We start from the raw sequence: 25029 nt of genomic DNA on the forward strand, positions 1-25029 counted from the left end.
ATTATTAAATCTATCCGGTTCATTCAAGCTGTTTTTCCAATGTATTTATTATATCACATATGTGCTTATAAATGCACTTATAGTAAGTCCAACATAGTCTATGTATGCCCGCTATTACTAAGTTTAGGTGAAAATTTTCACTAATTTTCGATATTAATTTTTTAGTATTTAAATTTGACAATATGAAAATTATGTGACATATTTGTTATCGGAAACGTTTCCTCTTTTCCAGAAGGAAAACAAAATTTATTATCCCATTAATTAATCTAGGAGATGAATGATATGCAAGCATTAAGATGGCATAACGTCAAAGATCTACGGTTAGAAACGATTGAAGAACCAGCAGCACTTGAAGGAAAAGTGAAAATCAAAATAGAATGGTGCGGGATTTGTGGTAGCGATCTTCACGAATATGTAGCCGGTCCTATTTTTATTCCCCAAGGTACAGATCATCCCCTTACTGGTGAAAAAGCGCCAGTCGTAATGGGACATGAATTCTCTGGACAAATCGTTGAAGTAGGTCAAGGCGTTAGCAAGTTTAATGTTGGTGATCGAGTTGTCGTTGAACCAGTTTTTGCTTGTGGTGAATGTGTAGCTTGTCGACAAGGCAAATACAATCTTTGTGAAAAAATGGGTTTCCTAGGTTTGGCTGGAGGCGGCGGTGGATTCTCAGAATACGTTGCAGCAGACCAACATATGGTCCACAAAATTCCTGACAGCTTATCCTACGAGCAAGGCGCTCTAGTAGAACCTTCTGCAGTTGCTCTGCATGCTGTTCGTTCCAGTCAATTGAAGGTTGGTGATAAAGCTGTAGTATTCGGCGCTGGTCCAATCGGCTTGCTTGTAATTGAAGCATTGAAAGCATCCGGCGCTGCTGAAATATATGTAGTAGAACTTTCCGAAGAACGTAAGAGCAAAGCTGAAGAACTTGGTGGTATTGTAATTGACCCTAAGCAATATGATGTGGTCGAAGAAATTCAAAAACGCACCGAAGGTGGCGTGGATGTTGCTTTTGAAGTCACAGGTGTCCCTCCCGTTCTAACACAAGCAATTAATTCCACTAAATTGAGTGGTCAAATTATGATCGTTAGTATTTTTGAAAAAGATGCTACGATTACTCCAAACAACATTGTACTTAAAGAACGTAATTTAACTGGTATCATCGGATACCGTGATGTATTCCCAGCAGTAATTAGTCTCATGGAACAAGGTTACTTCCCTGCGGACAAACTGGTGACTAAACGAATCAAATTGAACGAAGTGATTGAACACGGGTTCGAGGCGCTTTTGAAGGAAAAAAATCAAGTGAAAATTCTTGTAAGTCCTAAACAATAACCATAAGCAGCCAAGTGGCTGATCTATAGAGCAAGAGTCCTTCTCAATAAGAGAGGGACTCTTTTGCTTCTATATATAATTATGCGTACTTCACATTTAACAAATAGTGCAGATTCTCTTTTACCGCTGGCCATTCGTTATCCAAAATACTAAAGATGACATTATCATGAATCGAACCGTCGGATCTGATTCTATGTTGGCGCAGAACCCCTTCTTTAACTGCCCCTATTCGCTCTACTGCTTTTTGTGATCTCTGATTACTCGCTACCACTGTAAATTCTACACGAATCAACTTTAGCTCTTCAAAGCAATAATGAAGCAATAATGACTTGCCCTCAGTGTTCACACTAGTTCTCCAAAAATCAGGTGAGATCCACGTACAACCGATTTCAGCATTGCGATGAACCAAATCCGGATGCATAATTCGAGTGGTTCCGATGATTTGTCCAGTAGCTTTTTCAATAATCGTAAAGGGGATCTGCGACCCGTTTTTTTGATTCACAAACGCTGTTGTGATTAATTCCTGTATCTGCTCGTCCGACGTTATTTTTCGCCAAGTATATTCCCAGATGTCTGGATTTCTTAACACTCTAGTTAGCCCTTCTACATGGCTTTCTTCCATTGGAACCAGCTTGATTGTAGTGCCATCCAAGATTGAATTACGATGTTGGCTCATTTCGCACACTGCTCTCTTAATGATATATGCTGGATGATATCCGCAATTTCTTCTACCCGATAGGCGATATGATCTGCCCCAGCTCTCTCCAATTCTTCCTTAGGTCCGTAACCAAACGTTACTCCGATTGATTCCACTCCACAACCTATGGCTCCGATGATATCATGCTCACGATCCCCAATCATCACCGCTTCCTCTGGAAGAATAGCATTCTGATCAATTACGTGCTGAATCACCTCTTTCTTTTTAGAACGAGTACCATCAAGGTTACTACCACCGATATACTCAAAATAATGATCTAGTTTGTAATGCTCAAGAATTTGTTCTGCAAAAATAGTAGGTTTGGAGGTGGCTACATACAAAGAATATCCGTTATTCTTAAGCCCTTCCAGCAATTGCGGTATTCCATCAATCACCATGTTCTCAAGCATGCCAACGGTGCTGTAACGCTCACGGTAGAAGATAACCGCTTGATGTGCTTGCTCCTCTGAGAAATGATGAAGCTCAATAAATGAATCATATAGAGGTGGGCCTATGTAAGGAAGAAGCATATCCAAATGCTCGATCTGAATATCAAATTTGTTCAAAGCGTATTCTACGCTTTTTGTAATGCCCTCTTTAGGGTCCGTTAATGTACCATCCAAATCAAATAAAATACTTTGTAATCCTCTTCCCACGGTGGTCTTGCTCCCCTCAGCTGTTAATAATGGATGTATTTATCATACCTTCGTTTCTGCATACTTTCCACAAACTTTTTGAATAAGAGCAGTACGAAAGATATTTTATTTATCGGAGGAGTTTTATAAAAAAAGCAGATCAAGGCTAAGCCCTTGGTCTGCTTTTCTACTATATAAGACAGCTATCCTACACTTTGTACGGATACTACACTACGCTTTTTACGCAATAAAAACATAAGTGGTAATCCAAACAGCACGATGATTGAACCAACAATGAATACATCATTCACACCCATCGTAAACGATAGCAACCGTATCGAATCTGCATTACCTGCACCTGAGCTAATCAGCTCTTTAGAGTGAAGCAAGGATCTTGTTGACAAAATAGAGGTGAATACTGCAATACCAAGTGAGCTTAACACATTCCGAACCCAGTTGTTGATCGAAGTGGCATGACCTGACCATTCGACTGGAATTTCCTCCATGGACGCCGTGCTGCTCGGGACGTTAGCCAATCCAATTCCTAGATTCCGAACGACCATCGCCCACATAATGAAACTGTAAGAAACGTTCGTATGGAGCCGACTCAGCATGAATAAGCCAATGAAAATAAATAAAATACCAGCGGAAATTAACTTCACAGGCCCAAACCTCGGATACATCTTACCCACGATTGGACTTAACAAAGCCAGGAGGATCGAAGATGGCAATAAGATTAGCCCCGTTTTAAGCGTAGTTGCTCCTTCTACCGTTTGTAAGAACAATGGAGTTAAATAGGTTCCAGCATACATCGCTATCGTCACCAAGCTATAGATACTAAGCATGGCAGTAAATCGACGATTTCGGAAGACACGTAGATTCAGTAGAGGTACCTCCGCTTTCAGCTCGTGCAAGACAAAGTAAACTAGAAGAACGATCCCCACAAGTATTAATGATAAGGTTCTCCAAGAGCTCCACCCCCAGCTGTTGCCTTGGCTAAATGCGGTTAACAAAGATAAGCTACCCAGTACAACGGTAAGAAATCCAGGAATGTCAAATGACTTTGGAACATTCATTCGATAGTATGGAATTAACATTAGGGTTAGAATAACAGCAATGACCCCAATAGGAATATTAATTAAGAATAACCAATACCAGCTAGCATATTGAAGCAACCAACCACTAAACGTTGGACCTATAGCTGGGGCAACCATCGCGGACAGCGACCACAGGCTTACGGCGAATGGTCTCCGTTCTGCGGGGATTACTTGAAATATGATGGTCATCGTACAAGCCATAATTAGCCCGCTGCACGAGCCTTGAAGCATTCGAAATACAATAAGCGAGGTTGGATTCCAGGCTATGGCACAAAGTAAGGAAAACATGGTGAACCCCATCAAGGCGAATAGATAGAGTTTCTTATAGCTGAACCTCCCCCCTAGATATCCAGCAAGGGGTGCAGTTACACCCGTAGCCAACATAAAACCCGTGACCATCCATTGCATGGTGTTCAAATCAGAATTGAAATGATCCATTAAAAGAGGAACAGCAATGTTGATGGTCGTTGTACTTAAGACAGAGACAAAGTTTCCAAAAAATATCGCAATCATTATAGGCCAAAAATGAATTTTACTTTCTTGTTTTCCTTCCATACTATCCCTCTTCACGTTGTTTATATGTCTACTTTTACATATATAAGATGACTTAAACAATGTTATAATCTAATTAAGGATATGTCAATGATGACATATCCCTAAAAATTACAATATTAACGGATTTATAATAACTGGAGGGCTTCAGAGTAATGAATACACTGTCTTATGGACTTCTTGCTTTACTTAGTGCTAACTCGTTGTCTGGATACGAATTAACACAGAATATCAAGCCACTCTGGCGAGCCGGGCACAGTCAAATCTACCCTCTTCTTATGAGAATGGAGCAGCAAGGTTATATTTCATATCAGGTCATTGAGCAGTCGGATAAGCCTGATAAAAAGGAATACTCCATTACGGAAGCAGGACTTGAGCAATTGCGGCAATGGGTTGAAATCCCTGCAGAACCCCCTGTACTAAGGGACGAACTACATTTCAAGCTTTACAGCTTATGGCTCTCCAATCCTGAGGAGGCAAGGGATCTGCTACAAAAACGTGCGGAGTTTTGTAAAAGCGAGCTAGAACGTTACAAGGTCTTGCTAAAAGGCAACGAAGCCCTGCGTGATGAACGAGGTGAGACTCGTGAATTAAAAGCATCTACTTTTGGACGCTATTTACTCATAAGCAAACGAGTGCTGGATATGGAGAGCTCTATAAAGTTTTGTGAATGGGCGCTTGAAGAGCTTGAGCCAACAAAAAAATAGCTAAAAACACGCCAAAAGAGACCTCGCGATGTACGTGAAGTCTCTTTTCACACTTATTATTCAGCTCTAGTTAACCTAGGGAGTTGTACCTCGCAACGAGTTCCAATTCCAGGCTGACTTGTAATTCGGATCTCGCCTCCGTGTAATTCCACAAGCTTTTTAACAATGGAAAGTCCAAGACCTGTACCCCCGTATTGTCTCGATCGTGATTTCTCTACTCTGTAGAATCGCTCAAAAACATAGGGTAACTCTTCCTTAGGAATACCTATTCCGGTATCCTCTACAATAAAAAGAGTAGAATCCTTATCTTTATCCTCATCCACAAGGACAGTAATCTCACCCTCATCCGTATAACGGATCGCATTCTCCAGTAGATTCATCATAATCTGTTCCATACGCTTTTCATCGCCACGAATCCTATACGAATCTCCATGATGCTGAATCTTCAGATGAATTCCTTTCTCTTTGGCTTTCAGTTCAACTCTGCGTACCGCTTGTTCAGCCAAATGCTTAAGATCTATCCAATCCAGCGTAAGTGTGACTTTACCTTCCTCCATCTTTGCCAGTTCAAATAAATCATCTACCAAATGCTCGAGCCGGTGCGCTTCCTCGTGAATAATATCCAAATACAGATCTCGTTCCTCTTCGGTCACATAAAGCCTATCCTTTACGACCTTGGTATACCCCTGCAAATATGTGATAGGTGTTCGGAGCTCATGTGAGATATTAGCGAGAAATTCTTGACGTGTATCTCTGTATCTTTGCAGATCTACAGCAAGGTCGTTAATAGCCCCTGCCAAATTTCCAATCTCATCGTTGCTTCGTATAGATAGTCTCGTTTCTAATTCACCGGCAGCGATTTTTCGAGTCGCCTTTTGCATCTTGATCAGCGGTCTGGACAAAAGCAATGCGATCACTCCCGTGATCCCTAGTGCCAATATAAAAGCCCCGACTCCTGCGAGCAGCAGTAGGTTACGGATAGAAGCCAAGGATTGCTTCATGTTCTCTGTGGAGGACATTACATAAAGTGCAGATTGAATCGTATGTCCATCAGAAATTGGTTTTCCGGTGATGAAATATCTATGTCCTGTAGGATCTTTATACTCGAAATTCACAGTTTTCCCGGCGAAAATCCGGCTAACATCCGAAGCATGTATGAATGAGCGATCTGCGCGATCATGCATACCCGAATGGAGAATAACACTGCCATCCTTTGAAATATTAAATATACTCACGTCAGAAAACTCTGCAAAAGTACTCATCATCTGTTCGTTTGAGCTATCTGGCGATTCAGCCATTCCGATAAAGTGTGAGGTTAGCTCCTCGGCCTCTTTTTGCATCTCGCTGTAATAAAAGCCGGTAAACATCCGGTCTATGGTGATCCCAAGTACAAGCAATACCACTAAAAAAACAGACATTATAACATAACCAAGCTTAAGTCCAATGACGTTATTCTTCATACGTGATGACCTGGAAGCTCAAATTTATATCCTAATCCCCATACCGTTTGAACAGGGTTATATGACAGGCCCGCCCTATGTAATTTCTCGCGAATGTTCTTAATATGTGTGTCGATGACACGGTTCTCACCCTCATAATCATTGCCCCATAATCGCTCGACTAATTCTTCTCTCGTAAAGACACGATGAGCATTTTGTGCCAAGGCAGTCAGCAGATCAAATTCCTTAAGCGTAAATTCAACCGCTGTATCCAGAATATGAACCTCACGAGCGTCTGGGTAAATCTCTAGCTCTGGGTATGTTAGAACATTTTTCACAGGCTGTTGGGCAGCTGTATGAATTGAACGCCGGAGTATAGAATAAATCCTTGCCACTAATTCTTCCGGCTCGAAGGGTTTGGTGAGATAGTCATCCGCGCCTATGCCGAGACCATGTACCTTGTCCTTGGTTTCCGAGCGGGCTGTAAGCATTAGAATAGGGACTGAGCTTTCTTCTCTAACTGCTTTGCAGACTTGCCATCCATCCATATCCGGCATCATCACATCTAGCAGAACGAGATCAAAGGTGTGTTGTTTCAGCATACTTAATGCCTCATGACCCGTTGATGCTTCTTTGGTCGTGATTCCTTCCTTTATTAAATATATCCGTAATAAATTCCGCATGTTCCATTCATCATCTACGATTAGTACCTGAAGTTTATTCAAGCCGTTCACCCTCTTCATTGCCTAGTTCTTCTTATTATACAAAAAAATAATGAACAAGCCGACATCATTCATTAATGATGCCAGCCTGTTATACCTCTAGTGACCAGAATGTGGATTCCCTCCAGAAGCAGGTGAGATTTCCAGCATATCATCGATTTCGCTTTGCGCACGCTCTTTTATTCCGTCGATGTTCCCAGTTAACCAAGCATGATTATAGGGTCCTTCCGCTGGTGAATCTTTAAATTTAGGCTGAAGTGTCATCATATATTCCATCACGGAATCTGGCAACCCGTCTTTTTCCGTAAAAATAAGTGGCGCGTGTTTCCCCAAATGTGAAAAAGGTGCAGCGGCGATAGCAAGCATCGTAGAATCCGTAGTCAACAAGGACAGGTTATGTCCAGGAGTGGTTATCCCCCAGCCGAATCCGTTGCTATTATCCTTGAAGGTGGCGAAAGCAATGGCGTTCTCATATGCATCTTTTCCAGCTATACGGGTTACTGTTCCATATTCTTGTAATTGCTTCTCTACATCTGTGGATACAACGTCTTCAGGTCCTAAAATATAAATCGCAGCTGTACCACCGCGCTCTTTCAAAGCATCGACCGTGGAGCTTGGAACTTCATCTTTTGTTACATAGAGTAGTGGCTCCGGCATATGGGCGATCCAGTTCACTGCAGGTAGCGTGTATTCAGGACTATTCATAGAACCGACAATGACGGACTTTGGAAGTTCACCGGAAGCTTTAGCGTAATAAGTATCAATGGCTTGAGCTACAGCTGCTGGTTCGCCCCCTTCGATTCGGTCTACTTTCAGATTAAGCGTCTTTAATTGTTCTTCAACATTGGATGCCATGGGCCCGACGAGTACGACCTGTACACCATTATTTCCGTCCGCACCTAAAGGATTCAATCGCTTAAGCTCTGCTAATGTTGCTTCGGGGACACCATCTTTAGTTGTAAATAGAATGGGTCCATTATTCGGATGATGAATCAAATCCGCACTGACTGCGGCAATTTGCCAATGGCTCAAATCCGTCAAGACTACACTTGAAGGTGTGTTATTCTTGGTCTGTGCAGTCCATAACGTTTGTGAGACGATAACTGCTGCCTCAATAGGGTCAGAAGTGTTAATACGTGTAGTGTTTTTTGTTGCTATCCAGGGTTGATCTACTGACGATGTAACAGCTTGTTTGTCTGATCCAGATGATGTGTTAGTGGTCGATTGACAGCCAGCTAACACTGCACTTAGTAGCAATGTGACCGTAACGATTGGTATGATTTTTTTCACGCTAAACCCTCCATTTTATATTTTCAGCTTGATTTAGAGTAGTTTAGTCTATAAATGTGTAGAAAGTATGTAGAATTTAAAATACATAAAATTTGCATATGATGCAAAAAGAGCACCCCAGCCACGAACGACTTAGGATGCTCTTTTTACTTTAGAAACTCTGTTTCTGCAATTACCAGTGTTTTGCGATAAAGGTATCTCGTCCGGACTGCTCCCGATCCTCTTTGTAATGCTTGGGATTTTTGTGATGATAGTCCTGATGATACTCTTCTGCTCGATAAAAGGTTGGCGCTGGAAGAATTTCCGTCACGACTGGTCCAGAGAATCTGCCACTGACAGCAACCTGCTCTTTCGAGGCAAGTGCTGCTAAACGTTGTTCTTCGTTATAATAAAAGATAGCTGTCCGATATTGTGTTCCTCTATCCTGAAATTGTCCACCATCATCCGTGGGATCAATCTGAGGCCAATATAAATCAAGCAGCTTTTCGTACGAAAAAAGCGCCGGATCAAACGTAATTTGCACTACTTCGTAATGTCCTGTTGTTCCTGTTTTGACTTCTTCGTAAGTTGGGTTCTCAGTTAACCCTCCAGCATATCCTGATACAATTCCTTGGATGCCTGGTAACTCCTCAAACGGTGTAACCATGCACCAAAAGCAACCACCTGCAAACATTGCCTGTTCCATATGTTCAAGTCTCTCCCTATCCATCATCATCTAGTAAATAACATATGCTATGACGATAATGCTTATAGGTTATAAAGTCAAAGGAATTCAACCGTTTATATTCGAATTCAATAGTATAAGACGTTATAATATAACAATCACCGAATCAGAAAGGAACAAATTATGAATAAGAATCGCTTGGGTCAGTCCGATTTATATGTAAGTGAAATAGGACTCGGGTGCATGTCCATAAGTACGGATGAGGCAAAGGCCATTTCCATTGTCCATGAGGCGCTCGATCAAGGCATTACCTTTTTAGATACAGCCGATCTGTATGATGAGGGGCGTAATGAAGAGATCATTGGTAAAGCGATTCGCCACCACCGCGGAGATGTAATATTGAGTACAAAAGTAGGTAACCGCAGAATTCCAGGCCAAGAAGGCTGGAGCTGGGATCCGTCGAAATCCTATATTAAATCCGCTGTCAAAGATAGTCTAAGACGCCTTCAAACGGATTATATCGATCTGTATCAGCTACATGGCGGAACGATTGACGATCCAATTGACGAAACCATCGAAGCCTTCGAAGAGCTTAAGCAAGAAGGATTAATCCGATATTATGGGATCTCTTCTATTCGACCTAATGTCATAAGAGAATATGTAAAAAGATCAAACATAGTCAGTGTAATGAGCCAATACAGCATTTTAGATCGACGTCCCGAGGAAGAAATCCTCCCTCTGCTGGCCGCGCATGGGATCAGTCTAATAGCTCGGGGTCCTTTGGCGGGTGGCATCCTTTCGGAGAAAGGCCGCAACAAAGCGGAGGAGAAGTACCTAGATTACAGCAGTGAGGAGCTTCTGAAATTGCATGATCGGCTTATGCAAGAAACCAGTCCTTCTCGTAGCCTAGCACAAACAGCGCTTCATTATCCGTTAGCTAATCCAACTGTGGCGATTATTATCCCAGGAGCGAGTAGCATGGAGCAATTGAAGAACAATGTAACAGTTGCTGAGACAGCCCCGCTATCTTCGGAGGAAATTGAAATGATTCAAGAGATGAGTAATGCGAATCGTTACACACTTCATGTGTAAATTGTAGTCCAACATTTATAAAGCTCAAAGCGCCAGTATCATGGACTGGTGCTTTGGGCTTTTATTTTCTTTTTCCGATGTATAACAAATGTGATGAAATGCCCAAGATCGAGGGATCATTTGCTTTGGATATAAGGAAGTTAATCAAGCTCTCCTTCCCCTCTTGTTGGGCACAATACTGCTGCTGCTCTGCAGTTAACATGGCTGCAATGCTAGATGAACCAATTAAATCTATCGACTCAAATCCATTACTCTCCATGAAAGATTGAATCTCATCAATGTTAAAATAATAAGCACCCGTAAATCGGCCCATGTCACTATGATTAAAGATTCCACTCTCATAGAATTCGTTGATGGTATTCATATTGTCATTCGGTTTCCACTGCTGCGGGGAATGTAAGGAATTAATGGTCATTCTCATTCGACTTTGAAAAGCCACAAATACCAATCCGTCCTGTTTTGTCACACGATGTAATTCTTTTACTGCTAAAATTTGTTCCTCTTCTTTCTGCAAATGATATAAAGGACCGAGCATCAGAGAAACATCATAGTTCTCATCAGGTATTCCTTCTAAATCTATCGCATTGAAGTTATGAAACCCGTCAAATTGCTGCGTTAATTCTAGTTCAGCTGACTTTTCCTTTGCTATTTCAACTAATTTAGGTGTTATGTCTGAAAGAGTTACATAATATCCGAGCTTAGCTAGTTCCATAGCGTATTTACCGGGTCCTGCGCCGTTATCCAGCACCTTCCCGGTTGATGGCATATATTTCTTGATATAATGCAGATTAATAATGAACTCTAATGGTTCTCTATCCAGCCTACCCCACTCGTCAAAGCTAGAGTAATAATCAATAATATTGCTCATCTGCATAACACCTACCTTCTTTTGAAATCAAATAGACAACCTAAGAAGAAAAGATAAACTTACTATAATATATTATTTTGCACATTAATAATTCGATAAAGTAGCGTATTATAAACACTGAAAACTAATCCGTAAGCGAAATAGGAGTTAATACCCATGCCAAAAGAAAACTCAATAGAAGTATCTGTACTAGTATTACGTCCCCCGTTCGGAATGGTTAAAGAGCAGATTAATATGTATGCTTATCACAATAATATCCAAAGCAACATAAAGCAAGCGCTAGAAATTTTAGAGAACCTGAGAAACACGCCCTTATTTATGAGAGTTATGATGTACTACAGAAGAATATGAGGGTATACAGGCGCAAAAGGTAGGAGATAATCAATTCCTTTTGCTTAATTTAGCTAAGCATACCAATGAATTATTAACAGCCAAAGATATGCTAGCTAGGTTATATAAGGATATGCCCTATGTAAGAGTTTGCGGCATGTATAATAAGGCGGATCTGCTACGGAAGTTATCTGAATGGCAAATGCAGGCGGTTACTAACGCCTAATGAAAAAGGCTGGTACACTAAGCCTTTCGAAATTACTGTATTCCTTAGAAAACCCAACCCCTATTAAAACTAACGGGTTCCGTTTTGAGGTGCAAAAGTTGTAAATGACAACTCGTTTGACGATAGAATTGGCTATAAAAAAAATGCCGAAAGTACAGAAGATTGGACTGTACTTTCGGCATTTTTATTAATTAATTCAATTTTGGATTGTAGGCTACTCCATCAATCATCATCAGGCAATCAGCATCAAAAAACTCAGTTGTTGAGGTCATTCTGGCTGGAAATTTATCTGTTTCAAAATAGTCACAAAACACCTTTTCCATTTCGGGTAAATCCTTTATGTTTTTTAGATACACGTTAACCTTCACGACATTATCCAATGATGCGTTGCATTGGAGAAGCGTCTTTTTTAGTTGTTCAAAAGTGTCATGAATCTGTTGAGCGAATGTTTCACCAAACCCTCTATGCAATCCTAAAAATACATATTCTCCTGCCATAACTGCTGATGAATAACTAAATGGTGTTGAGATTCGATTTACCAAAGTAACAGCTCCCTTATTCTATAATTCTTAATTCATAATTCATAATTCATAATTAAATCATAGAACGATTGTTCCTATTTGGCAATATTTACTTAAAATAAATAATATCTTCAATGGTGAATTGCTTGTCGGTTAAACCCAATCGTTGGGCGGGGGTTAATCTCTCTTTGCTCCCCATTTTAAACGGATAACAGAAGTTGTAAAAAGTCCGAAGTATCGTCAATGCATATTGAGCATATCGGGGATTGAAATTGGCATAAATATAACTCTTTCCATCACCACGTGCAGTTACAAGTGGACGTTCAAGGATATTGATGCGTCTACGGATTTGTTGCATGAATGCGTTTGTAGACTTGTCATTGACTTGCAAAACCATTTTAGCAATATCTTTGGGTTCATATGATGATAAATCGGTAGTCGTACTTACTTTATACCATCCTTGGTCAATAGATGGAAATGGATGAGTGATTTTGTTAGTTCCCCATTTCCTATAAGTCTTACCATTCTCAATGACCTCATCATGAAATTCATGGTTTTTTAACTGACTTTTTAATTTTAGATATGCAATTCTGCTAATCGAAGTGCCAACGATATCATTACTGATGCCCCACGCTGTTAGTTCTTTTCTACCTTCTTGATATTCCTTATATGCATCTTGGCGACTTTTAGACTTATCAATGTGAGCAATGAAATGGTGGGCTTCTGCAAGTCTAACCTCTCTTAAAAATATTCTGAAAAACGAGTTATAGAGTGATGGGTCATCATCAGTGATAAATCTCCACTCTTTTGCATGAACCATTCTTTAGATATGCCAAAGATGCGCCATTGTTGTATAAGTTGAATTTACATGAAGCCCATCAGCATACGTTTTTCTCTTTTCAAATTGAGTACGTGCATCATTGTACTGTGCCATGGACTGCGTATCACTTGGTGTTGGCAGTTGTGGAGCAAACGGAAAGCGATAACGCTCGTTTTTTCGTGAAAAGCTATCCAAGTGATCGTCTTTATAATAAATGGTGTCTTGCTCTATTTGTTCAAGCTTGATGTTCCAATCATATGCCACATCAGAACGCATAATATACCTGGATTGGGTTTCAGATGTTACGACAATATGGGTTTGAAGTAATTTATCTTCAAGATTGTCATACCGTTGACCGCCATGACCTTTTTTACGAACATTATTCAGATTATAGATGAGTTTATCTGTATTAAGCCACACGGTGTCAAACGATTTTGAAGCAAACGCTTCTGTTTCAAACCGTTCGAGAAATTCCAAGCGCCGATATAGCCATTCTAACTTATTATAGTAAGTGCTTGAACCAATCTTTAATATCTCACAAGTCCGTTTCACTGGTGTTCGATTGACTAACGCCAAAGCAAGTGAATGAAGAACGTCATTTCGTTTCTGATGATACGTAAACGACTGATTCCTGATTGGCAATACATTCGTGATTTTCTTACACTCTTTGCATTGCCATTTTTCAGAATTGCTACTGCTCTTACCTCTGCGATAGAACTCTCTGGGGTGATAGAACGGTGAAGAAATTGAAAGTGGGCAGTTTTCTCTATGGAACTGATAATCACCATTATTAATACCTTGAACACGATTCAATGTTTCTAGTCGCGATATTTCTTCTGCTATTGACCAATTAGATAACGTCTGAGTTTTACATTGAAATGTTAAACTGCCAACGCAATGCCGTACAGGGTCAATATTGCATTGAATCCGTTGAACGTTTCCGTTCGTTCCATCAATGAAATAACGACTTGGCTTTCCTTTTACATCATTATATTTTTTCTGCGGAAGCCCATACCATTTGCAAAATGGATCTAAACAATGATTGACGTTGATTTCAAAAACCTGTCCTCTATGTGTTATCTTCAAAGGTTTAAATAGTAATGAACGATATTTCTTTGCAAACTGCTGTGGGGATAGCAATACGTAGTCACTATGACGGTTATTTATTTCATCTTCATGGATTGGATTTTCAATATGAACAAGGCTATCATCAATCGTTGAAAGGCGTTTAAGATTTTGCTTGCTCATCGTCAATCACATCACTCTCTTGGTCTGGATACAACTGTTTTAACATACGTGTGTTGCGGCGCTTTTGCTGAATCCACTGTTCAAAGTCGGGGTCTTCAAGAATATTTAATAGGAGTTGGGTTTTAATTATATTGCTTTGTAAATGTCAGCTATAGCACGTTCTTTTTTCTATAGTTCTTTCTTACATTTTACCATTATAAAATTTATTGAGGGTTTATTGATCATGTCCTTGTGAGGCTCGTCAATTTCAGAGAACTCAACTAGTCCATAGGCGTCAAACTCTTGTGTAATGGATTCAGCATCATAAAAAAATATTTTCACGCCATAATCCATCTCGTAATAATCTTTATCCAATAGCGCACCTTTTCCAAACATAGGCGCTTTTTTCGATACTGTTGTAAAAATCATATATCCATTTGGTTTTAACTGGTTATAGCAATCTTTAATAAACTTCTCTCTCTCACTTCGATTCAATAAATGAATAAGAGCATGGCAAAATATACCGTCATAGAGCGTGTTATCAAAAGGCATATCAGTTACCGAACCATGAAAAATGCTAATATCAAGTCCACTCTGCCTCGCCAAATCAATCGCTGTTTGTGAAATCTCAATCCCTGTTACATTTATTCCACTCTCAATAAAAACCTTCGCATTTCTACCATATCCAATACCAGGGACCAATATGTTTTTAATGTTCGTTTCAAGAAAAAAGTCTTTAGTGGCGATTGCAGCGTCTGTAGGTTCAAATCCCCACATCGTTTGTTTTTCCATAAAGCTTGATTCCCAGAATTCCGTCATATCATAATCTCCTTTATATTATAGTCATTACAGACTTATATTATCTTTAATACTTTCCAAAAAAGAACGGATCTTTACTCCGTCTTCATTGTTTTCGCCAAATCTGCAATTTTCTTGTTCTCTAAGTACTGCTCCATCTGTCTTTCTGCGTCAATCACTACCTGTTGAATCAGACACTCGCTTCCGTGATCAAAGCTACATTCGAACAATGAAGCAGTCCCTTCGATCGCATGGATAATATCCAGAAAAGAGATATCTTCGGACTTCCGTCTGAGACGGTACCCACCGTTTGCACCGGGCGCAGATTGAATCAGTCCAGCCTTCACTAGCTTGGTCATCATTTTGGACAGATAGGTTTGTGAAACACCCAGCTTCTCAGCAAGCAATTGAACGCCTACGGGCTTATCGGACGCCGCCGTCACAAGATAAAGCATTGCATGAAGCGCATAGTCTGTCGCTTGGGAATATTTCATTCAGCACCTCCATTAACGACTTTGAAAATCCATAATAACTCTAATCGTTAAAAAAGACAAGCATCTACAATGTGCGCCATCGGTTTATCAAGCTCCATTTGTATAACTTACAATTTGTTTTGTAAGTCTTTAGTCAAATAAAGTAATAGTTCATCATCGACCATGATTGGTTGTCCTGGTATGACCGGAACATTGTTATACATCATCCCTCTGCCGTCCAAGATATAACCACGAGAAGTATACATTCTTTGTGCATTACCATAATCCTTGTAGAGCCCTACCCCTAAACCTATAAATCTAGATGTCTTAGCCGCAATGCGTTCTAGTTCATCAAATAATTTGCTTGCAATCTGCCTTTTTCTATACTCTGGGAAAATATTCAAATCGTTAATTTCTGGTGTACGATCCTCACGAAAAAAAGGGTATTTTGATTCATAGAGTAAATGACAGCACCCTGCTAAGGAATCATTGTAATACGCAATTAATGTTACCCTTTTACTGGTTTGGTTCTCTTCAAGGCATTTGAGATAATAACCTCCTCGTTGATACCATCCAAATTGTTCAGCGAATTTTTGATCTAGTAATTCAGCTTCTTCGATTGTGGTAAGTCTTGTTATGTTGATAATTTCTTTCATCTTTTCCCCTCCATCCCTATTTAATCACCCTAACAACAGGTTCTGATGTTGAAATAATATCAATGACATGATCAATACAATAGATCCCATAGTGCTTAAATGGATTTGGGAAATCCTTTGATGCGAATATTCCATTAGAAATAAAATCAAGATACCTTGATTTCTTATAAATCCTAAATATTTTTCCGTCAAATTCTTCATAATCATCCCAAGAAGTAAAGAATTCATTTCTAATCGAATATGCAATGTATGAGTAAAAATCAACTTGTATTAATGAATTGCTTTTCTCTCCAACCATAAGTGGATCAGGTCTATCACTAACTTTGCTTTTACAAAAAGATAACCTTAGTTGATTTACCTCTGGCTCTATTAGACCAAAGAAAACGATATCCTGCAATTCTTTTAAATCTGTATATTTCATCTCATCCCCTCCTCATCCCTAATTTATTCTCATTCCAAGTACTACTCTTTCACTTTACGGTTAGCTTTAACATGTTTGAGCTGAGCAACTATAATGACACTAATAATGACCAGAAGGAACCACGAACTGATCTTGCTGACACTAACCACATGCCATACATAATTCTGATCAGGATATTTCCAAGCATTAAAGAATGTAGCGATATTCTCAGCTAACCAGATAAAAAAACCTACCAAGAAAAAAGCCAGTGTCAAAGGCATCCGATAAGTAGTGTTTCGTACCCGATATATGATCCAAGTTTTCCAAAAAACAATGAGCACAAGACCCTTTAGCCACCAGCGAAAATCAGGAATAAAGTGATGCGTGAAAAAGTTCAGATAGATGGCTGCCCCGAGCGATCCAGCAATAGCAAGTCCCGGCCAGCCGGTCATATCCATTTTCAGTCTACGCCAAATTTGACACATATAACTCGCGACACTCGCATACATAAACCCGCTATAAAGCGGTACTCCAAATATCTTGGTAAGCCCAGGCTCAGGGTATGACCATGACCCCATTCTTATCTTATAAATTTCCAGCAGCAAACCAATAATGTGAAATACACAGATTACTTTAATTTCATCTAGTGTCTCTAATCCAGTACGGTACATAAGATATTGAACGGTAAGCAATATAATAAGAATGGCATCATATCGGTAAATATAAGGCAGGTCTATTACGTTAGAGAGAGCTAAAGTCCCAAAAATCGCAATAGGAAATATGCAGCTCATCGCCTGATGATAGCCAAAATGCAAAAGCTGTGTTATTGATTTCAATGATGCTCTCTCCTTTTCAGATCATGCAATGCTAATCTTTTCATTCTGTAATGTCGAATACCCATTTACACTTAAGTGTTTTTATCTATTTTGAATTCTAAAATATCTCCTGGCTGACATTCTAAGGCCTTGCAGATTGCCTCTAATGTTGATAATCGAATCGCTTTTGCCTTTCCATTCTTCAATATAGAAAGATTCGCCATCGTGATTCCAACCTTATCCGAAAGCTCTGTAACGCTCATTTTCCTTTTAGCTAGCATCACGTCAATATTGGTTATTATCGCCATTGTTTTCACCTCAGACTGTTAAGTCATTTTCTAATTTTATTACTATGGCATTTTTTATGAGTTTTTGAAGAACAGCAGCAAAGACTGCAATCACAATTGGAGCACAAGTCATTACTAGTCCGAGTACTATTAGGCCTGGTGCATCGGCTTCCTGTGCCATTTTATAGATGAGTGGCATTCCTATCGCAAATAAGAGACTGATAATGATTGCACAGTATTTAATATTACTTAAAGCCTTTACGGATAATTCTGAGAAAGGTATGTTCTTGTCAATATAGCTCAGTAGCCTTAACGCTTGGTATAATGCAACAAAATATACTATTGCGGTTGCATATACCCCTACAAGCACGGGGTAAATCAAATAAAGCGGATAATCTCCTGCTGCTTTATTTGGTATCGTGGGCAACCAAAATATACACAAAGCTAGAACCGGAATCCCAATAAGAATAACAACTACCTTTAAAAAGAGTGTTTCTCGTTTCATAAAATCCACCTCACAAAGTTATTAACATGAATTCAATTTACCATATCATTTATCGTTTTACAATATATTTTGATTGTATTACAAATATTTTTTATCTTTAATAACAAAAAAGGCCTCCTCCTCATAAAGATCGAGGAAGGAGCCCTGCTAGGAAATGAAGTGATTATAAAAAAACAAAAGAGGATAGTGCGGCCTCTAATGTTCAATTATTTTTTCTTAAGTATCCTCTTCACTTTTGTATTCTAAAATATCGCCTGGTTGACAATCTAAGGCCTTGCAGATCGCCTCTAATGTTGATAATCGTACCGCTTTTGCCTTTCCATTTTTCAATATAGATAGGTTAGCCATTGTTATTCCAACCCGCTCCGAAAGTTCGGTTACGCTCATTTTTCGTTTAGCCAGCATGACATCGATATTGATTATAATCGCCATTGTATTCTCCTCAGACCGTTAAGTCATTTTCTGATTTTATATCAATAGCTTCCTTCAAAAGCTTTTGAAGCACTGCAGCAAAAACGGCGATCACCATGGAAGCAAAAATCACAACCATTCCGATGACTATGATACCCGGGGCATCATCTCTCTCTGCGACGAGATAGAAAAGTGGCATCCCTACCACATAAATACCACTGATTAAAATTGCACAGTTCCTTATGTTTTTTAATACCTGTACAGATAATTCTGAAAACGCGTTATTCTTGTCAATATACCCTAACAGTTTAAATGCTTGATACAGTGCAATGTAAAAAGGTATCGCCGATGCATACAAATCGATGGCCAGGAGATATTCAATAAAACTATAATCGGGGTATAATTCTGCTGCATAATTCGAGATCGCAGGCACAAAAAATATACACAAAGCTAGAACCGGAATTCCAATAAGAACAACAGCTATCTTTAAAAAAAGTGTTGACCCTCGTTCCATAAAGCACACCTCACAAAGTTATTTTCAAATTGAATTTAACATATAATTTATCGTTTTACAATATATTTGGATTGATTTATAATATAGGCGTTATTTTCTCCTTTTTATTCTTATTCTTAGATAATGCTTAAAAAGGCTCCCGATTAGTCAGCAGCCTTTTGTTTAGTCCATGTTTCTTAAATTAATCTTCTCTCAGCTCTCTATTTTTAAAGATCGATAGTTGTTTTATTTGCAAGAACATAACCTTCATTGGAATTTTGTATAACGATATCAAAATTTCGATGGAAAGGATGCATAAATAAATCATACTGAATTCTACGGTCTTCATGAGATTTTCTTAAATAATTAATGTCCGTCCCTCTTTCAGTGACATCACGAAGACTCCTTCTCATCAATTCAGTTTCTCCATCTGTATATAAGTACACCTTCAGATCAAATAAATTCGGGTCCGCAAAAGCAACGCTCATGCCTTCTACAATATTCACTCTGTTTTGCGAAGATATTAAAGTACTCTTTAAATAATTCGTGTCTATTGTATAAAAATCTAAACCCTCTCTCATCATTCGAATGTCTCTCTCTAAAGCGGATATATTATGTGCAGCAGGATGACAAGCTGTCATTTTATTACTATGATGTTCACGATTATATACATAGTCAATTAAAGTGTACTTTCTAAGATGAGAGCCGATAATATACGGGTCAGTATTCATATAATTCACTTTCTCATGACCGAGAAGCTTTAAAAGATTATGGGCAAATGTTGTCTTTCCAGATGCACCATGACCCGAAATCCCTATGATGACTCTTTCCTCACTGCTTATCGAATTGGCTATTTTATTTAATACCTTATCCATATTGCTCCTCCATGTGGTCGATATTTACATGTTTTTATCAGTTTAATTCCTAAATACTTCCTTTTTCTGACCATCCTTGACGAACTCCACACCAAATTGATTGGTATTACCATTTGCACCAAATTCAGCGATCATAACATCAGGCTTGCTTTCAAATTGAATGTTATACTTAATGTTCGACCTTGGCAGCAAGGTAATCTCTTGAGGCTGAATCTTTACGAATGACCAGATCCCTTGAGAATTACCGTACTCTCGAAAGATCGGACGAATCTTAACGGTTTCATTTTGTCCGCCATAATTGATAAGCCTGATTGTACATTGAATCTTCACTATATCCTCTTGAGTACCGTACATACAGTCCGAATCTTTTTCCAGAAAATCAACTACTTTAACCCCTTCATTTTTAACATTCACAAGATAATATAATTGCTCAGTGAGGATTGGATACAAATAAATAAAAATGATGCAATAAAGAATTACGCTTCTGCCCACATATTTTTTGTAACGCTGCTTAAAGTACTTTATAGTTAAATTCCCACTGACAATTAACATAATTATCCCGAAAATTACTGAGTAATGTAAACCTTGGTTTGTAGCAGCTTCACTCCAAGGTGGGATTCCAATCATTCTAAAGAGATAATCTCCAACAATAGTCCCCTGATGTGTGATACCCACAAATATTAAAGAAAACAGCAAAAATAAAATATATAGCCATCCTTTAATTCTGGTCACTTCACCCCTCCTAAGCAGCAACGGTTGGTTATATCTTCTGTATCCTCCGATGAAAGACTCCTATGCGTTTGCAGTACAGAGTCCTTTAATATTATCATACTAATTAGGATTAATCTGGTAAATAACATTCATTGTTAAACTATCCTGTCAAACAGAAAGAACAGGCTGTCGAATATACCGACAGCCTGTTCTGATTATGTTATTGTTTTATTTCCTTTAGATAGAAATCATATAATTGATCAATAGATGAACTTGAAAGTAGATGCGTGGCTTGTTCAATTTTCTCGCGTTTCCAATCGAACCAACGCATTTCCTTTAACTTTTCAATTTCTCGATCTGTGAAACGTTTTCTGATCTCTCTAGCAGGATTACCGCCTACTATTGAATAGGGTGAGACTTCCTTTACTACAACCGAGCCTGCCGCAACAATAGCACCTTCACCTATTTTCACACCGGGCATAATCATTGCATTCATTCCAATCCAGGCATCACTTTCAATGATTGTGTCCCCTTTCGACTCGTAAGAGGCTCCAATCTGATCCACAAACGGATACACGGTAATCCATTCCGAATGATGATTGTGATTCCCACCCATCAGAATAATCACACCACTTGCAATGCAGACATAATTTCCAATAATCAATTTATCTAAATGCCAACCATAATCTTCGATAGGGTTAAACAACTTTCTCGAGGTTTCGTCTCCCCAGAGATATCTAACGCAACCATTTTCAAAATCATGATTATCGTAATAACCAGAGTAGTAAGAGTACTCCCCTACCTCAATCATTGGGTTGGTGACAATATCCTTTAAATACTTAATTTCAGACCAGTGGCTATACAGTTGTGTTTTCATTCTTTTCCCTCGCTCCTAAGTAATTTATAGCATTTATACTTAGAAGCTCAATACAGTGGCGACATTCTTAAACCGTTTCAAACGACGAACCATCGTCCTCATCCTTTTCCTAATTGATGGGGACATTGTAACAACGATTTAATTCTTCGTCAAATATACAACTCACTTTAATTTCATCTAGTATCTTTAATCCACTGACTATACTGTTCATTTATTCTATTTAATACCTGTACAGATAAGGAACAAAACTAGTACTGACCAAGATCGATAAAATTCAAATCCATATTAGCTTCATCCTCAGCCTGATTTGTAGCCTCTGTTGATACTGCTTTTCCTTCGTATTCAAGGTTACCGCTTGTCAAATTGAATACATACAGACGATTACCTTTAAAATTCTTATATCCCATAATATAGAGATGGTCTTGTTTAAAAGCATAGGTAAAGTTATTACTTATATCTATGTTTGTGTTCTTCAGGACAGTATCATATTCTTTACTCACGAGATCGTAAGATGTAACATTGAAACCTATATTTTCCTTACTCGATACAGCTTTTTGCAAGAAATAAATTTTCTGTCCATAGGCATACATAATATTATTCATTAACATTTCATGCCCTTGGAACGCGAGCGGCGAGACTTGTCCCGTCTTAACATCCACATGATATGCCTTTTTATGATTGTCTCTACTAATACTTAAAATCCATTGATCGGTGTGCTCCAGATTTTGATTGGCTAACCTTGCGTATTGAGTATCCCCATCTGCTGCTACAGCTTTAACTCCTGGTAACGCGAGCGGCTCATTCGTAATCTCCTTTGTTGTTAGATTAACACGGATGATCTGCGGTTCAGATACATAACCTGAGGCACTGTGATTCATAAACAACATAGCAACAAGCTGCCCATCAACAAGCTGTACATTTTGTATATACATATCTAAAACATCATTATCAACACGAATATCGGATGTGATTTCCAGCGTATTGTTCTTCTCCTTGTTAAGCACAGAAATACCGAGCTTAGCATTCTTCTCGGCTGATGGATCATTTGATTGCTTCGTATCTACTTTCGTATTCACATATGCAAGCATTTCCTCATTCTCGTAGAAACCAGAAATGTTCGTCTTACCGCGCATAAACTGACGATGCTCTTCAATCCACCGATCCAATTGCGTTTTCATTGGTCTTCGATTTAAGCTTTGGCTTATCGCAGACTTTTCATCTGGATAAACTGTACCATTTGTCGTGATATAAGCTGGTTTGATGCCAAAAATACTATCCTTAATCATATAATTTCCGTATAAAGCTTTACCTTCTACCAGGGAAGCATCCCCTTGAACCGTTGTCAGCTTATAATTAGGTGGTGTCTCTTGTGAAGTTTTCACATAATACGTCCCGATTGTAACTACCGCGAACACTACAAGAACAGCGGTAACCATATATTTTCTCATTCCTTAACCTCCATAACCCTTCAATTATACCGATATTTTCTTACGCAATAGATACAAGCTGTACCAAAGCGAACCTCCAGCAATGATCACTATTAATCCGAGACAAGCTCCCATGATTTCTCCCGGATAGAAGTAGCTATCATATCTGCCATAACCCATAAAATATGGTATTGAGGCTAGTCCAGCCAGAACCGCTAGATACAGTACGATATATCCAATCCCTTTCAGTCTGTAGCTCCGCTCCATAAGAATCGCTGTGAACAAGACGATCAAGCCCGTAATACCCAGCCCATAGTACAGTACGAAGTCAGAAAAATAGGATGGAATCAAAATTTTGAGTATAACTGTATGGTTTAAGAATTCAGATACCGTAATGTTCCGATATAATTCAGCAGGAAGAATCGACTGTGCAATCAAACGCTCCAGTGGAACAAGGAGAATCTGCAAGGCGACAAGTCCAAATGTGAATAGCAGGATCGTAACCAGCTTGGCAAAATACAAATTCGCTCGATTTGATGGCAGCGTGAGCAGACGATAAACTACCGTATTTTTACCTCTCCAATCACGATACCAAATGAAACAGCTATATATAAGCAGCAATACAATACTCAAGAGTATAGGCCCGAAATACAGAAGTCCGTTATAGTGATCATACACCATACTATTTAACTGAATATATCCAGTCACATGGTGATACTGCCCAAGGGTCCATTGATTCACTCTCATTGCCTCATTTGCAGAATTCAGCCAATCATTAGCACCTATGGCGACACCTGCAAGTTGTAACGCAACCGTCAGCACCATGAGTGCAATATATAGTTTGGCAAATCGTTTCACTTCAAAATTCAATAGCTTCACAAAAGCACTCATTTCTTGTACACCTCTCTCATTACGTCCGTAATGGACTTGCCTTCCTGCTCGCGAACTTCCTCGCAATAGAATTCACGTTCAACCTTCCCATGCTGCAGCAAGACCACTTTATCTATTAATTGCTCAATGTCATTAATTTCATGTGTTGTGATAATTACGCCACGGTCCTCGATCAATTCACTTGTGAACACATCGGTAATTTGCTCGCGGCTGAACATATCAATTCCCGAGAACGGCTCATCCATTAGGATGTAACCACAATCTAAGGCAAGTCCAAGTAATAAATTAAGCTTCGCAGCCATCCCCTTCGACAATGAGGATACGCGATCCGTAGTGCTTAGTTGGAAGAATTCCAGTAATTCCTCGGCACGATTTGCATTCCAATTACGATAGAAGTCCGCCATAAAGCTCAAGCAATCAGCAATTCGCATATTGGAAGGCATCGTTAAAGTGTCTGGAATGAAGGTGATAGTCTCATACATCGCAGGTGTAAGTGGTGCATTATCGATCAATACTTCACCTTGGAATGGTGTCAGCTCCATAATGGATTTCAACACTGTTGACTTTCCGGCGCCATTAATTCCGATCAAGCAAGTAATCTCGCCTTTTGCAGCGGTGAAGCTAATGCCATTTAGTACTTTCTTGAATCCATAATTTTTCACCATCTGTTTCACTTGGATCATCTCACGTCACCGCCCTCTGCAGCAGCTGACTTTCGCTCTGAGGTATATTTCGTCTTCACAATATCTACAAGCTCTTCAACCGGAATTTGAATATTCTGAATAGAAACGATAAATGCATCCACTGCAGTTTCGATTAGTTCTGAACGAATCGAGCTAAGTATTCGCTGATCCTGTGTAATTCGACTTGGGGAATTTCCTTCTGTTACAATCAAGCCTTGTTCCTCCATTTCCTTATACGCCTTCTGCGCCGTGTTAGGATTAATCTTCATGACTGCTGCCAGTTCACGCCGTGAAGGGATTTTGTCTCCCGCGCTGATCTGCCCTGTAGCAATCTGTTCCTTGAAGTGACGAACGACCTGAATATATACTGGTTCACGAATATTAAAGCTGACACCTGATTTCTGCTCTTCTGTCATACTACCAACTCCATATGTTAAGTGTGTGTACTAAGTGGTTCATACATCTTGTACATGTACTATACGAGTAATACACTTTTGTGTCAATA

The 25029-nt window shown here is 39.2% G+C and carries 31 protein-coding genes; 4 read left to right on the forward strand and 27 right to left on the reverse strand.

Features of this window, described 5'->3' with window-relative positions; all coding sequences use genetic code 11:
* The first annotated feature begins 282 nt into the window (after window positions 1-282).
* Window positions 283-1335 carry a 2,3-butanediol dehydrogenase gene (locus NSS67_RS19445; RefSeq protein ID WP_339315233.1) on the forward strand — a complete coding sequence of 351 codons (1053 nt, stop codon included), beginning with the start codon at window positions 283-285 and terminating at the stop codon, window positions 1333-1335.
* Window positions 1336-1414: 79 nt separating this feature from the next.
* On the opposite strand, the gene NSS67_RS19450 is transcribed toward NSS67_RS19445, so the two are convergent.
* The 3 genes from NSS67_RS19450 to NSS67_RS19460 all read right to left on the reverse strand — a co-directional run bounded on the left by NSS67_RS19450 (window position 1415) and on the right by NSS67_RS19460 (window position 4319).
* The gene (locus tag NSS67_RS19450) at window positions 1415-2011 is read right to left on the reverse strand and encodes a GNAT family N-acetyltransferase (protein WP_339315234.1); all 597 of its coding nucleotides are present in this window, start codon (window positions 2009-2011) and stop codon (window positions 1415-1417) included.
* Entirely contained in the window at window positions 2008-2688 is a 681-nt protein-coding gene (locus tag NSS67_RS19455; RefSeq protein WP_339315235.1) for an HAD family hydrolase, read from the reverse strand. The genes NSS67_RS19450 and NSS67_RS19455 overlap by 4 nt, the downstream gene beginning before the upstream one ends.
* A gap of 182 nt (window positions 2689-2870) precedes the next feature.
* Window positions 2871-4319 carry a DHA2 family efflux MFS transporter permease subunit gene (locus NSS67_RS19460; protein WP_339315236.1) on the reverse strand — a complete coding sequence of 483 codons (1449 nt, stop codon included), beginning with the start codon at window positions 4317-4319 and terminating at the stop codon, window positions 2871-2873.
* Window positions 4320-4471: 152 nt separating this feature from the next.
* On the opposite strand from NSS67_RS19460, the gene NSS67_RS19465 reads away from it, so the two are divergent.
* Window positions 4472-5023, forward strand: a complete 552-nt coding sequence (locus tag NSS67_RS19465; RefSeq protein ID WP_339315237.1) for a PadR family transcriptional regulator — start codon at window positions 4472-4474, stop codon at window positions 5021-5023.
* 56 nt (window positions 5024-5079) lie between these two features.
* Here NSS67_RS19465 and NSS67_RS19470 read toward each other — a convergent pair whose 3' ends face one another.
* From NSS67_RS19470 to msrA, 4 genes are all read right to left on the reverse strand, one after another.
* Window positions 5080-6483: a HAMP domain-containing sensor histidine kinase gene (locus NSS67_RS19470; protein ID WP_339315238.1), complete on the reverse strand. Its 1404-nt coding sequence runs from the start codon at window positions 6481-6483 to the stop codon at window positions 5080-5082.
* Window positions 6480-7187 carry a response regulator transcription factor gene (locus NSS67_RS19475; protein WP_339315239.1) on the reverse strand — a complete coding sequence of 236 codons (708 nt, stop codon included), beginning with the start codon at window positions 7185-7187 and terminating at the stop codon, window positions 6480-6482. Before NSS67_RS19475 ends, NSS67_RS19470 begins: the two co-directional genes overlap by 4 nt.
* Before the next feature lie 96 nt (window positions 7188-7283).
* Window positions 7284-8474: a cell wall-binding repeat-containing protein gene (locus tag NSS67_RS19480; protein ID WP_339315240.1), complete on the reverse strand. Its 1191-nt coding sequence runs from the start codon at window positions 8472-8474 to the stop codon at window positions 7284-7286.
* Between the two features lie 172 nt (window positions 8475-8646).
* Complete coding sequence (gene msrA / locus NSS67_RS19485) at window positions 8647-9159, reverse strand: peptide-methionine (S)-S-oxide reductase MsrA (protein WP_339315241.1); 513 nt, start codon at window positions 9157-9159, stop codon at window positions 8647-8649.
* 162 nt (window positions 9160-9321) lie between these two features.
* On the opposite strand from msrA, the gene NSS67_RS19490 reads away from it, so the two are divergent.
* Window positions 9322-10230: an aldo/keto reductase gene (locus NSS67_RS19490; protein WP_339315242.1), complete on the forward strand. Its 909-nt coding sequence runs from the start codon at window positions 9322-9324 to the stop codon at window positions 10228-10230.
* A 61-nt stretch (window positions 10231-10291) separates the two neighbouring features.
* On the opposite strand, the gene NSS67_RS19495 is transcribed toward NSS67_RS19490, so the two are convergent.
* The gene (locus NSS67_RS19495) at window positions 10292-11098 is read right to left on the reverse strand and encodes a class I SAM-dependent methyltransferase (protein ID WP_339315243.1); all 807 of its coding nucleotides are present in this window, start codon (window positions 11096-11098) and stop codon (window positions 10292-10294) included.
* A gap of 391 nt (window positions 11099-11489) precedes the next feature.
* On the opposite strand from NSS67_RS19495, the gene NSS67_RS19500 reads away from it, so the two are divergent.
* Window positions 11490-11654 (forward strand): hypothetical protein, encoded by a 165-nt coding sequence (locus NSS67_RS19500; RefSeq protein WP_339315244.1) that lies wholly within the window; start codon window positions 11490-11492, stop codon window positions 11652-11654.
* Between the two features lie 191 nt (window positions 11655-11845).
* Here the strand turns inward: NSS67_RS19500 and NSS67_RS19505 are convergent, their stop codons facing one another.
* From NSS67_RS19505 to NSS67_RS19595, 19 genes are all read right to left on the reverse strand, one after another.
* Complete coding sequence (locus NSS67_RS19505) at window positions 11846-12196, reverse strand: RidA family protein (protein WP_339315245.1); 351 nt, start codon at window positions 12194-12196, stop codon at window positions 11846-11848.
* 88 nt (window positions 12197-12284) lie between these two features.
* Window positions 12285-12995, reverse strand: a complete 711-nt coding sequence (locus NSS67_RS19510; RefSeq protein ID WP_339315246.1) for a hypothetical protein — start codon at window positions 12993-12995, stop codon at window positions 12285-12287.
* 3 nt (window positions 12996-12998) lie between these two features.
* Complete coding sequence (locus NSS67_RS19515; RefSeq protein ID WP_339315247.1) at window positions 12999-14243, reverse strand: hypothetical protein; 1245 nt, start codon at window positions 14241-14243, stop codon at window positions 12999-13001.
* Window positions 14244-14411: 168 nt separating this feature from the next.
* Window positions 14412-15041: a methyltransferase domain-containing protein gene (locus NSS67_RS19520; protein WP_339315248.1), complete on the reverse strand. Its 630-nt coding sequence runs from the start codon at window positions 15039-15041 to the stop codon at window positions 14412-14414.
* Between the two features lie 74 nt (window positions 15042-15115).
* On the reverse strand, window positions 15116-15514 hold the full coding sequence (locus NSS67_RS19525) for an Rrf2 family transcriptional regulator (protein ID WP_060623956.1): 399 nt from the start codon (window positions 15512-15514) through the stop codon (window positions 15116-15118).
* 107 nt (window positions 15515-15621) lie between these two features.
* Complete coding sequence (locus NSS67_RS19530; protein WP_339315249.1) at window positions 15622-16149, reverse strand: GNAT family N-acetyltransferase; 528 nt, start codon at window positions 16147-16149, stop codon at window positions 15622-15624.
* 16 nt (window positions 16150-16165) lie between these two features.
* The gene (locus tag NSS67_RS19535) at window positions 16166-16570 is read right to left on the reverse strand and encodes a hypothetical protein (RefSeq protein ID WP_339315250.1); all 405 of its coding nucleotides are present in this window, start codon (window positions 16568-16570) and stop codon (window positions 16166-16168) included.
* 41 nt (window positions 16571-16611) lie between these two features.
* On the reverse strand, window positions 16612-17385 hold the full coding sequence (locus NSS67_RS19540) for a DUF817 domain-containing protein (protein ID WP_339315251.1): 774 nt from the start codon (window positions 17383-17385) through the stop codon (window positions 16612-16614).
* 71 nt (window positions 17386-17456) lie between these two features.
* Window positions 17457-17672, reverse strand: a complete 216-nt coding sequence (locus NSS67_RS19545) for a helix-turn-helix transcriptional regulator (protein WP_339315252.1) — start codon at window positions 17670-17672, stop codon at window positions 17457-17459.
* A 10-nt stretch (window positions 17673-17682) separates the two neighbouring features.
* Window positions 17683-18156 carry a DUF2975 domain-containing protein gene (locus NSS67_RS19550; protein WP_339315253.1) on the reverse strand — a complete coding sequence of 158 codons (474 nt, stop codon included), beginning with the start codon at window positions 18154-18156 and terminating at the stop codon, window positions 17683-17685.
* A gap of 216 nt (window positions 18157-18372) precedes the next feature.
* Window positions 18373-18588, reverse strand: coding sequence for a helix-turn-helix transcriptional regulator (locus tag NSS67_RS19555; protein ID WP_339315254.1), 216 nt, complete (start codon window positions 18586-18588; stop codon window positions 18373-18375).
* 10 nt (window positions 18589-18598) lie between these two features.
* Window positions 18599-19081: a DUF2975 domain-containing protein gene (locus tag NSS67_RS19560; protein ID WP_339315255.1), complete on the reverse strand. Its 483-nt coding sequence runs from the start codon at window positions 19079-19081 to the stop codon at window positions 18599-18601.
* A 206-nt stretch (window positions 19082-19287) separates the two neighbouring features.
* Window positions 19288-19935 carry a phosphoribulokinase gene (locus tag NSS67_RS19565; protein ID WP_339315256.1) on the reverse strand — a complete coding sequence of 216 codons (648 nt, stop codon included), beginning with the start codon at window positions 19933-19935 and terminating at the stop codon, window positions 19288-19290.
* Between the two features lie 42 nt (window positions 19936-19977).
* Entirely contained in the window at window positions 19978-20667 is a 690-nt protein-coding gene (locus NSS67_RS19570) for a hypothetical protein (RefSeq protein ID WP_339315257.1), read from the reverse strand.
* 199 nt (window positions 20668-20866) lie between these two features.
* Complete coding sequence (locus tag NSS67_RS19575; protein ID WP_339315258.1) at window positions 20867-21523, reverse strand: CatB-related O-acetyltransferase; 657 nt, start codon at window positions 21521-21523, stop codon at window positions 20867-20869.
* Window positions 21524-21771: 248 nt separating this feature from the next.
* Window positions 21772-22971, reverse strand: a complete 1200-nt coding sequence (locus NSS67_RS19580) for a hypothetical protein (RefSeq protein WP_339315259.1) — start codon at window positions 22969-22971, stop codon at window positions 21772-21774.
* A gap of 24 nt (window positions 22972-22995) precedes the next feature.
* Window positions 22996-23841 carry a hypothetical protein gene (locus NSS67_RS19585; protein WP_339315260.1) on the reverse strand — a complete coding sequence of 282 codons (846 nt, stop codon included), beginning with the start codon at window positions 23839-23841 and terminating at the stop codon, window positions 22996-22998.
* Complete coding sequence (locus tag NSS67_RS19590) at window positions 23838-24524, reverse strand: ABC transporter ATP-binding protein (protein WP_339315261.1); 687 nt, start codon at window positions 24522-24524, stop codon at window positions 23838-23840. Before NSS67_RS19590 ends, NSS67_RS19585 begins: the two co-directional genes overlap by 4 nt.
* Window positions 24521-24940: a GntR family transcriptional regulator gene (locus NSS67_RS19595; RefSeq protein WP_339315262.1), complete on the reverse strand. Its 420-nt coding sequence runs from the start codon at window positions 24938-24940 to the stop codon at window positions 24521-24523. Before NSS67_RS19595 ends, NSS67_RS19590 begins: the two co-directional genes overlap by 4 nt.
* Window positions 24941-25029: the final 89 nt, after the last annotated feature.

The sequence above is a fragment of the Paenibacillus sp. FSL R10-2734 genome (genome assembly GCF_037963865.1).
GTDB lineage: Bacteria > Bacillota > Bacilli > Paenibacillales > Paenibacillaceae > Paenibacillus_AQ.

Bases quoted from the DNA above. Each gene is read 5' to 3' on its own strand.
- NSS67_RS19595 (WP_339315262.1), bottom strand. From the start codon at position 24,940: ATGACAGAAGAGCAGAAATCAGGTGTCAGCTTTAATATTCGTGAACCA.
- NSS67_RS19510 (WP_339315246.1), bottom strand. From the start codon at position 12,995: ATGGTTCATGCAAAAGAGTGGAGATTTATCACTGATGATGACCCATCA.
- NSS67_RS19565 (WP_339315256.1), bottom strand. From the start codon at position 19,935: ATGGATAAGGTATTAAATAAAATAGCCAATTCGATAAGCAGTGAGGAA.
- NSS67_RS19535 (WP_339315250.1), bottom strand. From the start codon at position 16,570: ATGAAATATACAGATTTAAAAGAATTGCAGGATATCGTTTTCTTTGGT.
- NSS67_RS19590 (WP_339315261.1), bottom strand. From the start codon at position 24,524: ATGATCCAAGTGAAACAGATGGTGAAAAATTATGGATTCAAGAAAGTA.
- NSS67_RS19445 (WP_339315233.1), top strand. From the start codon at position 283: ATGCAAGCATTAAGATGGCATAACGTCAAAGATCTACGGTTAGAAACG.
- NSS67_RS19450 (WP_339315234.1), bottom strand. From the start codon at position 2,011: ATGAGCCAACATCGTAATTCAATCTTGGATGGCACTACAATCAAGCTG.
- NSS67_RS19525 (WP_060623956.1), bottom strand. From the start codon at position 15,514: ATGAAATATTCCCAAGCGACAGACTATGCGCTTCATGCAATGCTTTAT.
- NSS67_RS19495 (WP_339315243.1), bottom strand. From the start codon at position 11,098: ATGAGCAATATTATTGATTATTACTCTAGCTTTGACGAGTGGGGTAGG.
- NSS67_RS19530 (WP_339315249.1), bottom strand. From the start codon at position 16,149: ATGAAAGAAATTATCAACATAACAAGACTTACCACAATCGAAGAAGCT.
- NSS67_RS19575 (WP_339315258.1), bottom strand. From the start codon at position 21,523: ATGAAAACACAACTGTATAGCCACTGGTCTGAAATTAAGTATTTAAAG.
- NSS67_RS19560 (WP_339315255.1), bottom strand. From the start codon at position 19,081: ATGGAACGAGGGTCAACACTTTTTTTAAAGATAGCTGTTGTTCTTATT.
- NSS67_RS19465 (WP_339315237.1), top strand. From the start codon at position 4,472: ATGAATACACTGTCTTATGGACTTCTTGCTTTACTTAGTGCTAACTCG.
- NSS67_RS19580 (WP_339315259.1), bottom strand. From the start codon at position 22,971: ATGAGAAAATATATGGTTACCGCTGTTCTTGTAGTGTTCGCGGTAGTT.
- NSS67_RS19460 (WP_339315236.1), bottom strand. From the start codon at position 4,319: ATGGAAGGAAAACAAGAAAGTAAAATTCATTTTTGGCCTATAATGATT.
- NSS67_RS19515 (WP_339315247.1), bottom strand. From the start codon at position 14,243: ATGAGCAAGCAAAATCTTAAACGCCTTTCAACGATTGATGATAGCCTT.
- NSS67_RS19550 (WP_339315253.1), bottom strand. From the start codon at position 18,156: ATGAAACGAGAAACACTCTTTTTAAAGGTAGTTGTTATTCTTATTGGG.
- NSS67_RS19585 (WP_339315260.1), bottom strand. From the start codon at position 23,841: ATGAGTGCTTTTGTGAAGCTATTGAATTTTGAAGTGAAACGATTTGCC.
- msrA (WP_339315241.1), bottom strand. From the start codon at position 9,159: ATGGAACAGGCAATGTTTGCAGGTGGTTGCTTTTGGTGCATGGTTACA.
- NSS67_RS19545 (WP_339315252.1), bottom strand. From the start codon at position 17,672: ATGGCGATAATAACCAATATTGACGTGATGCTAGCTAAAAGGAAAATG.
- NSS67_RS19555 (WP_339315254.1), bottom strand. From the start codon at position 18,588: ATGGCGATTATAATCAATATCGATGTCATGCTGGCTAAACGAAAAATG.
- NSS67_RS19470 (WP_339315238.1), bottom strand. From the start codon at position 6,483: ATGAAGAATAACGTCATTGGACTTAAGCTTGGTTATGTTATAATGTCT.
- NSS67_RS19520 (WP_339315248.1), bottom strand. From the start codon at position 15,041: ATGACGGAATTCTGGGAATCAAGCTTTATGGAAAAACAAACGATGTGG.
- NSS67_RS19490 (WP_339315242.1), top strand. From the start codon at position 9,322: ATGAATAAGAATCGCTTGGGTCAGTCCGATTTATATGTAAGTGAAATA.